Genomic DNA, 7,135 nt, shown 5'->3' with positions numbered 1-7,135 from the left:
TTGAGACATGCGCTCTGAGAGCAGGGCTATGCCCGCAAATGTAAAACCACCGGCTAAGCCGGTGGATATTTATTACTTTAAAGTTGCTAAAATCGTAAATATATTAGGGTGTAAAGGAATACTTTCAGTTAATAAAAAGATGATTGTATAACATTAATAAATTCTTTAATAAATTTTATATCTAATTTTCAATTATCCGCATAAACACTATACATTCAAGCATTTTGAAGTATAGAAAAACACTCATCTTACCACGAATTTACCACGATTGAATGAGCCTTGATATGACCGTAAAACTACTAAGGGAGATAACACGAAACTGTGTATCTCCCGATTTTTTTATACAGTTGATTACTTCACTCCGATTTCAAATTTCAATATTGCTTTCATCATGTCTGTATGAATTTCTCCTTTTAGTTCTTCATCAACCTGCATAATGATTTTACCACTTTCAGAGTGGTAAAAAGGACGCAAGCATAATTTAGAAATATAACCGTCATAAAACTTCAAAATCTCTTTAACTGCCATTTCATCTCCGCTTGACGCTTTGCAAATCAATTCAAAAGAGGGATAGCCATAATCTTTACTTCCTTTCGCTCAAAAGCATTTTTAACTTCCTTAGTCCTCTAGTTCTTCTACTGCAAATAGCAGAACGTGATACATGGTACAGTTCTGAAATTTCTCTGTCGTTCATTCCTTGAAAATAACGTAATAAAATCGCACTACGCTGTTTTTCTGACAGTCTATGTAAAACTGTACCAAGTGTTTCATCAGATACATAAATTGTAAAGTGCAAGACTTTAAATGATACACAATCATAAAAACAGGTATCAATCGTTCCACGTTCAACTTGTTTCGTTTCGGCTATTTCACAAAACAATACTTCACGTTTAGAATGTCTTGCAAGCTGTCTGTTTCGACTTTTCACTTTGTTCTTAATGACAATCAGCATTAAAGAATTGAACTGTAATCTGACGATATGCTCGAAAGAAGATGTCCTCATAATCTCACCCCCTTTCTGTCTAGGAAAGGAAGTGAGCCTTGCTCGTTTATCTCCTTTCACTCTTAGTCCCAATGTGAAAGGGGGATTTGTTGCATTACTGATAAATAAACTTTGTAAAAAAGTTCTGAATAGCCAAAAAAGCATATAAACAGATTTATTTCTCTGTTTACATGCTTCTGTTATTCTATCTATATGATTTATAAAACCACATTGGTGGACGTACTTATCTATTGCAGATAGACGACTTTTTTTGACAAGAACCCAATGTAAGGAAATTTATTGTATATGATGTACTTCATGGCGACGTTGACCTCCAACAAACCGCCATTTGGAAGTAATATACAATATTTTAACAGCGTAAATAGCACTACCATATAACGGTTTTTTTTATTGGCGTTTAGTAGTGCTTTTTATTAAATATAAACCTATAAACCATATAACACGTTTTTCTATACCTGTTTTTAATTCAGTAGGAACAATAAAATGTATAGAGGTGGTCTACTATGCGTAAAAAAGAAGATAAATATGATTTTAGAGCCTTTGGTTTAGCCATTAAAGAAGCTCGATTGAAACGAGGTTTAACTCGTGAACAAGTGGGAGCATTGATTGAAATTGACCCACGGTACTTAACTAATATTGAAAATAAAGGGCAACACCCCAGCATACAAGTTCTTTATGACCTTGTATCGTTACTTCATGTTTCCGTTGATGAATTTTTCTTACCTGCTAATAACTTGGTAAAAAGCACCCGACGATTACAGATAGAGAAATACATGGATAGCTTTACAGACAAAGAACTATCCTTAATGGAATCTTTAGCCAGCGGTATCAACGAAGCAAGAAACATCGAAGACTAATTAAAAGAATCCATACATAACGGAAAGAGCCGATAAAATGAGATTGTATTAATCTCATTTTATCGGCTCTGCGTCTTTGCGTCTGGCTCTGTAATCACAGTTACTTTGAACTGCTTTATTTCAATTAAATTTTCTTGTCTGCATTTCGGACAATAGAGGGGGAATTTTTTTAATTCAGTATCTTCCCTTATCTTTAATCGTGTTTTATTTCCACATACAGGACACAATATCCACTTGTAGTTTATAATAACTATCTCCTCCTTTACACTTTAATTCAAATCTTTATTAAAAAATATTTCATCTTATTTAACAAGAAACCATATTTATATAACAACATAAAATACACTAAGTTATTTTATTGAACATATATCGTACTTTATCTATCCGACTATTTGGACGACGGGGCTGGCAAACAGGTTCACCGGTAGTAACATGGTACCCTTTTAACTCTGTTAAACAAACACTACGTCCATTTGTAAAGAAAGTTAAATCACTACGATATTCTTGAATACACCGAGCAGGGATTTCTCCACTAAGAATGACCTCATTATTTTTCAATTGAGTGTCTACGATGTTCGCACAATATTTAGGAGCATCGTTGTATGCTCGTGAAAGATATTCCTGTGGCGCATAAATTTTAAAACTAAGATATGGCTCTAACAATTCTGTTCCAGCTTTTTTTAAGACTTGTTCCAATACAATAGGAGCAAGCATCCGAAAATCTGCTGGGGTACTAACAGGGCTATAGTATAAGCCATACTTAAAACAGATTTTACAGTCCGTCACATTCCAACCATACAATCCTTGTTCACAGCCATAGCGTATCCCCTCCATAACTGCATTTTGAAACGATTGATTTAAGTATCCAAGAGAAACCGAGCTCTCATACTGCATTCCACTTCCCAACGGAAGCGGTGATACAGATAAACCAATGGAAGCCCAGAAAGGATTTGGCGGCACTTCGATGTGAATGGTATATTCTGCATTTTTTAACGGTCTCTCCATATAAATGACTGTAGGCTCTTTTAGTTCTATCTCCACATGATACTTTTCTTGCAACAGTGCACTAATCACTTCCATTTGTACTTTCCCTAAGAAAGAAAGTATAATTTCATGTGTCGTAGAATCCACGTAATATCGTAGAAGCGGATCACTATCTGAGATTTCCAAAAGGGCATCAAGCAACATTTCTCTCTGTTCAGGTTTACTCGGTTCAACAGTTGTTTGTAGTAGAGGGTGCGGATTTTCAATCTTTTTTCTCTGTGGCAATAGTTTTGTATCTCCAAGAACACTATTTAACTTCAAAAACTCATTTTGCAAAATAACAATTTCTCCAGAATAAGCTCTATCAATCTTACATAATTCACCATTTATTGAAGTATACATTTCTGTAACTTTTATTTTTTCTTTTTCTGATACTCTAACCGAATCTCGTAAATGTAGTACTCCACTATAAAGGCGTATATATGCAAGACGTTGTCTTTTTTTTGTATATTCAATTTTGAAAACATTTCCGCAAAGTTCAGACGGACCTCGATGTGTTGATGAATAAAATTTATTAGTAATAACTTCTATAAGGTTATCAATCCCTATATTACTTTTTGCACTTCCATGATAAAGAGGGAACAGAGAACAATTCTGAAATCTTATGCTTTCCTCTTGTTCGAGTTCCAATGCTTCTAATGATTTACCGGACATATATTTCTCTAAAAGGTCATCGTTTCCCTCTATTACCGTATCCCATTGTTCAGATTCGGTAAAGTTCGTCACACACATATTAGGATACAGTTCTACCTTCTGTTTGATTACAATTTCGGCAGAAAGTTTCTCTTTAATATCCTGATAAACCGTTGATAAATCAATTCCATTTTGGTCAATCTTATTGATAAAAAAGATTGTGGGAATCCCCATTTTCCTAAGTGCATGAAATAATATACGAGTTTGTGCTTGTACGCCATCTTTTGCAGAAATCAGTAGAATTGCCCCATCTAAAACTGATAATGAACGATATACTTCTGCTAAGAAATCCATATGTCCTGGCGTGTCTATGATGTTCACCTTCGTATTTTCCCACTGAAAAGAGGTTATTCCTGTCTGAATTGTAATTCCTCTCTGACGTTCTAAAAGCGTATTATCCGTCCTCGTTGTACCTTTGTCCACGCTTCCTAATTCTGTAATCGCTCCACTGTTATATAATAAGCTTTCTGTTAAGGTAGTTTTTCCTGCATCAACATGAGCTAAAACTCCAATATTAATAATTTTCATGTGATTTTCCTCCATTCAAAAACCCAAAAGGGCATAAAAATCCCAGTGATAAATACTTTTATCACTGGGATTTTTATGCATAACCATAGGCATACAAAGCATACAGATATTCTCCGGATACTTTAGAATCACATGATAAAGGTATTCTTAAACTGGGTACAAAAAACTAAGCCCTCCTAAAAAAGGACATCCAATTATTTGTTCCCACTATCAAATTGACAGTTTATTTAAGAATACCTTGCCGCATATTTATTAACTCCTTTTAAATAGATACTTAAATAATAGCACGTAAGAGCATATTTGTAAAGGAATCTCCAATTTTTTATCAAAGAGAGTACGTGATTACAAAATAGCTGTAATAATGTACCAATATTTGTTATTCTATAATCTTCCAATTACTCCCGTTCTTTTCAAGTACCAAATCAAATTGAGATACCTGCGTTGCCTTTGCCTGATTTACCACAAATCAGATTTTATCCCTTTCTTCCTCTTGATTGCCCACAACAGAAAAGAAAAAGCCCTGTCAAGAGCTTTGCCACCATTGGTGGTGCTTTGCACTCTTGATCGGGCTTTTTGTTTGCTGTATCTTCTCGCAAGAGGAAAAAAGTTACTCGTCCTCATCATCAAAATTGTTATTCCTTAATACTTCTCGTAACAGTTCCATATCTTCTTTTGAGTTCGGGTTTATCATTTTCACGACTTGATAAGGTGTCTTATACTTATGTCCCTCTATGCTTTCCCCAAACATATCCATACTGTATAAATCATCATAGCGGTCTAATAATTTTTGAAACTTCAAATGCTGGATAAATTCTTTGATTGGGTAAAGGTCGGACGCTTCAATGCTTTTCCCGTTGATATAGTCTGTAATATATTCCCGTAACTTTTCTAACTCATATTCCAGCCATTCTTCCTCGCTGTCAAAGAAGTTATCATAGTGTCCATGTTTCAGTTCTGCATTTAGACGTTCTTCGGCTCTTAAAAACTGACAGACTTCCTTTTCAGATTGATTGACATACTTCCATTCTCCCGACAACAATTCATTGGGCGTAACGTCCAGCACTTCCATTATCTTTTCCAGCGTTTCATAGGCAGGATAGTTCAACCCTCTTTCAATCTTGGAAAGGCTCTGCATATTGATACCGATTTTGTCCGCAAGTTCCTGTTGTTTCATTCCCCTAAATTTTCTTATGGTCTGTATATTATTTCCTAAATGGCTTATTTTCATTGCATAACCCTCCATATCTCGTTATATCTTCGCTATTATAAGTCTATCATGCTTAATATGATTTGTAAAGGCAAAAAAAGATATTGACAAATAAGCATATAAGAATTACTATGTTCTTGTAATCGAATAAGCACAATAGAATGAAATATAAAAACATTCAAAAAGAAATACCTATCTGATTAAATCCGTAGATATGAATATCGGTTGAAATGGAACTTGTTAGAAAAGGCAAAACAGAACTTGCTGACAAAGTATTTCTGACACGGTGGCGGAAGCCTCTCAGGCTTACCGCCATGACACCTTGTGTCAAGGGGAAGAAATGCTTTGTCGGCTGGCGAGCCTGCGAGCCTTGTCTGTGCCCCCGTTATCTAACAGGGGGGCACTATTTCACAAAAGACAAGTCAAAAACCATACAATCCCAAAGTTGTGAGTAGTAATGAGAAGTTTTAAGAAGATAGTGCATATCACACTTTTTGAATAGAGGTTTACAGGTATTTCAAGGCTATTGTGGGATTGGAGGAATACAATGAACAATTTAGAATTTGCACTTGAAATGAAGAACAAACGTCTTGCAAGCGGTCTTTCACAAGGAGAACTTGCAAGTCTTACCCATGTATCAAGATATAGTATCAACCGCTTTGAGAACGGAAAAGCCAACGCCAGCAAGGAAACACAAAATATTATCCTGCGTTGTCTGAATTATTATATCTGCGATAAGCCTTTTTATCTGCTCGTTGATTATCTGTCTGTCCGTTATCCAACGACTGACGCATTGGAAATTATCCGAAAGGTGCTTGGCATGAAAGCAGATTATTTTATCCATTATGACTATGGGTATTATGGCTATAAAGAGCATTACGCCTACGGAGAAATCAAGGTCATGGCTTCTGATGACGAACACATGGGCGTATTCTTGGAATTAAAAGGGGCAGGCTCACGCAACATGGAATATGTCTTGCAGGCACAGAACAGAGATTGGTATTCATTTTTAAACCGCTGTCTTGACTGTGACGGTGTTATCCGACGTTTTGACTTGGCAATCAATGATATGTGTGGTCTGTTGGATATTCCCGTTTTGTCTGAAAAATACAGAAATGGCGGTGCGGATTGTCGCTGTAAAAATTATGAAAATGTGCAGGGTGGAAAACTAAGCGGAAAAAACCGTAATTTAGCAAGCACCCTTTATATCGGTTCAAAGGCAAGCACAAAATACTTCTGCCTGTATGAAAAACAAAAGGAACAGGCAACCAAAAAGAAACATACGGATATTATCAATCGTTTTGAAATTCGTCTGCGTGGTACAAAAGCAGTACAGGCAGTTGAGGAATTGTTATTGACATATAACCCTCATGGGCTGGTGTTTTACCTTATTACTGATTTTGTGCAATTTCCCGACTATCCGCTGTGGGAGATATTCATTTCCCATGACAGTTTACCTTTTGAAATGAACCCCGTACCTGTCAATATGGAACGCACTCTGCAATGGCTGGAAAGACAGGTCATGCCGTCAATCGTGATGATAGAGGAAATCGACAGGCTGACAGGCTCAAACTACATGAAAATGATTGATGAATGTACCCACCTCTCTGAAAAGCAGGAAATGCTTGTGGAACAGATGTGTACGGACATAGCAGACGTAATCGAAAGTGAGGGGGTGTTTTATGAGTAATGCACAGGATATTCCCGTATGGGAAAAATACACCCTTACCATTGAAGAAGCGTCAAAGTATTTCCGTATCGGAGAAAACAAGTTAAGACGATTGGCAGAGGAAAACAAGGACG

At 36.2% G+C, this 7,135-nt stretch carries 10 protein-coding genes; 4 read left to right on the top strand and 6 right to left on the bottom strand.

The annotated features are described in order from the left end of the window. Positions 1-28 precede the first annotated feature (28 nt). The gene (locus KTF99_RS17480; RefSeq protein ID WP_256188998.1) at positions 29-151 is read left to right on the top strand and encodes a hypothetical protein; all 123 of its coding nucleotides are present in this window, start codon (positions 29-31) and stop codon (positions 149-151) included. Positions 152-351: 200 nt separating this feature from the next. Here the strand turns inward: KTF99_RS17480 and KTF99_RS16570 are convergent, their stop codons facing one another. Continuing rightward, positions 352-558: a helix-turn-helix domain-containing protein gene (locus KTF99_RS16570; protein WP_025481129.1), complete on the bottom strand. Its 207-nt coding sequence runs from the start codon at positions 556-558 to the stop codon at positions 352-354. A gap of 25 nt (positions 559-583) precedes the next feature. Beyond that, positions 584-1,003, bottom strand: coding sequence for a sigma factor-like helix-turn-helix DNA-binding protein (locus KTF99_RS16565; protein WP_022278534.1), 420 nt, complete (start codon positions 1,001-1,003; stop codon positions 584-586). A 503-nt stretch (positions 1,004-1,506) separates the two neighbouring features. Between KTF99_RS16565 and KTF99_RS16560 the strand changes: the two genes are divergently transcribed. After that, the gene (locus KTF99_RS16560) at positions 1,507-1,860 is read left to right on the top strand and encodes a helix-turn-helix transcriptional regulator (RefSeq protein WP_001227347.1); all 354 of its coding nucleotides are present in this window, start codon (positions 1,507-1,509) and stop codon (positions 1,858-1,860) included. 59 nt (positions 1,861-1,919) lie between these two features. Here KTF99_RS16560 and KTF99_RS16555 read toward each other — a convergent pair whose 3' ends face one another. The 4 genes from KTF99_RS16555 to KTF99_RS16535 all read right to left on the bottom strand — a co-directional run bounded on the left by KTF99_RS16555 (position 1,920) and on the right by KTF99_RS16535 (position 5,368). Continuing rightward, positions 1,920-2,087: a cysteine-rich KTR domain-containing protein gene (locus KTF99_RS16555; protein WP_000336323.1), complete on the bottom strand. Its 168-nt coding sequence runs from the start codon at positions 2,085-2,087 to the stop codon at positions 1,920-1,922. Between the two features lie 118 nt (positions 2,088-2,205). Then, positions 2,206-4,125, bottom strand: coding sequence for a tetracycline resistance ribosomal protection protein Tet(M) (gene tet(M) / locus KTF99_RS16550; RefSeq protein ID WP_000691736.1), 1,920 nt, complete (start codon positions 4,123-4,125; stop codon positions 2,206-2,208). Positions 4,126-4,140: 15 nt separating this feature from the next. Continuing rightward, a complete protein-coding gene (locus tag KTF99_RS16545) occupies positions 4,141-4,218 on the bottom strand; it encodes a tetracycline resistance determinant leader peptide (protein ID WP_078372222.1) in 78 nt (25 codons plus the stop codon). Positions 4,219-4,732: 514 nt separating this feature from the next. After that, positions 4,733-5,368 (bottom strand): helix-turn-helix domain-containing protein, encoded by a 636-nt coding sequence (locus KTF99_RS16535; RefSeq protein ID WP_008788621.1) that lies wholly within the window; start codon positions 5,366-5,368, stop codon positions 4,733-4,735. A gap of 511 nt (positions 5,369-5,879) precedes the next feature. Between KTF99_RS16535 and KTF99_RS16530 the strand changes: the two genes are divergently transcribed. Beyond that, the gene (locus KTF99_RS16530) at positions 5,880-7,022 is read left to right on the top strand and encodes an XRE family transcriptional regulator (RefSeq protein ID WP_010729705.1); all 1,143 of its coding nucleotides are present in this window, start codon (positions 5,880-5,882) and stop codon (positions 7,020-7,022) included. Next, positions 7,015-7,135: excisionase (locus tag KTF99_RS16525; protein WP_044908512.1), on the top strand; the 121-nt coding region annotated here is incomplete at its 3' end. The genes KTF99_RS16530 and KTF99_RS16525, both read left to right, overlap by 8 nt.

The sequence above is a fragment of the Erysipelatoclostridium sp. MSK.7.34 genome, assembly GCF_019041935.1.
Taxonomy (GTDB): domain Bacteria; phylum Bacillota_I; class Bacilli_A; order Erysipelotrichales; family Coprobacillaceae; genus Thomasclavelia; species Thomasclavelia ramosa.
Note: the sequence above shows the minus strand (reverse complement) of the source record. Positions and strands in the feature narration are given on the sequence as shown.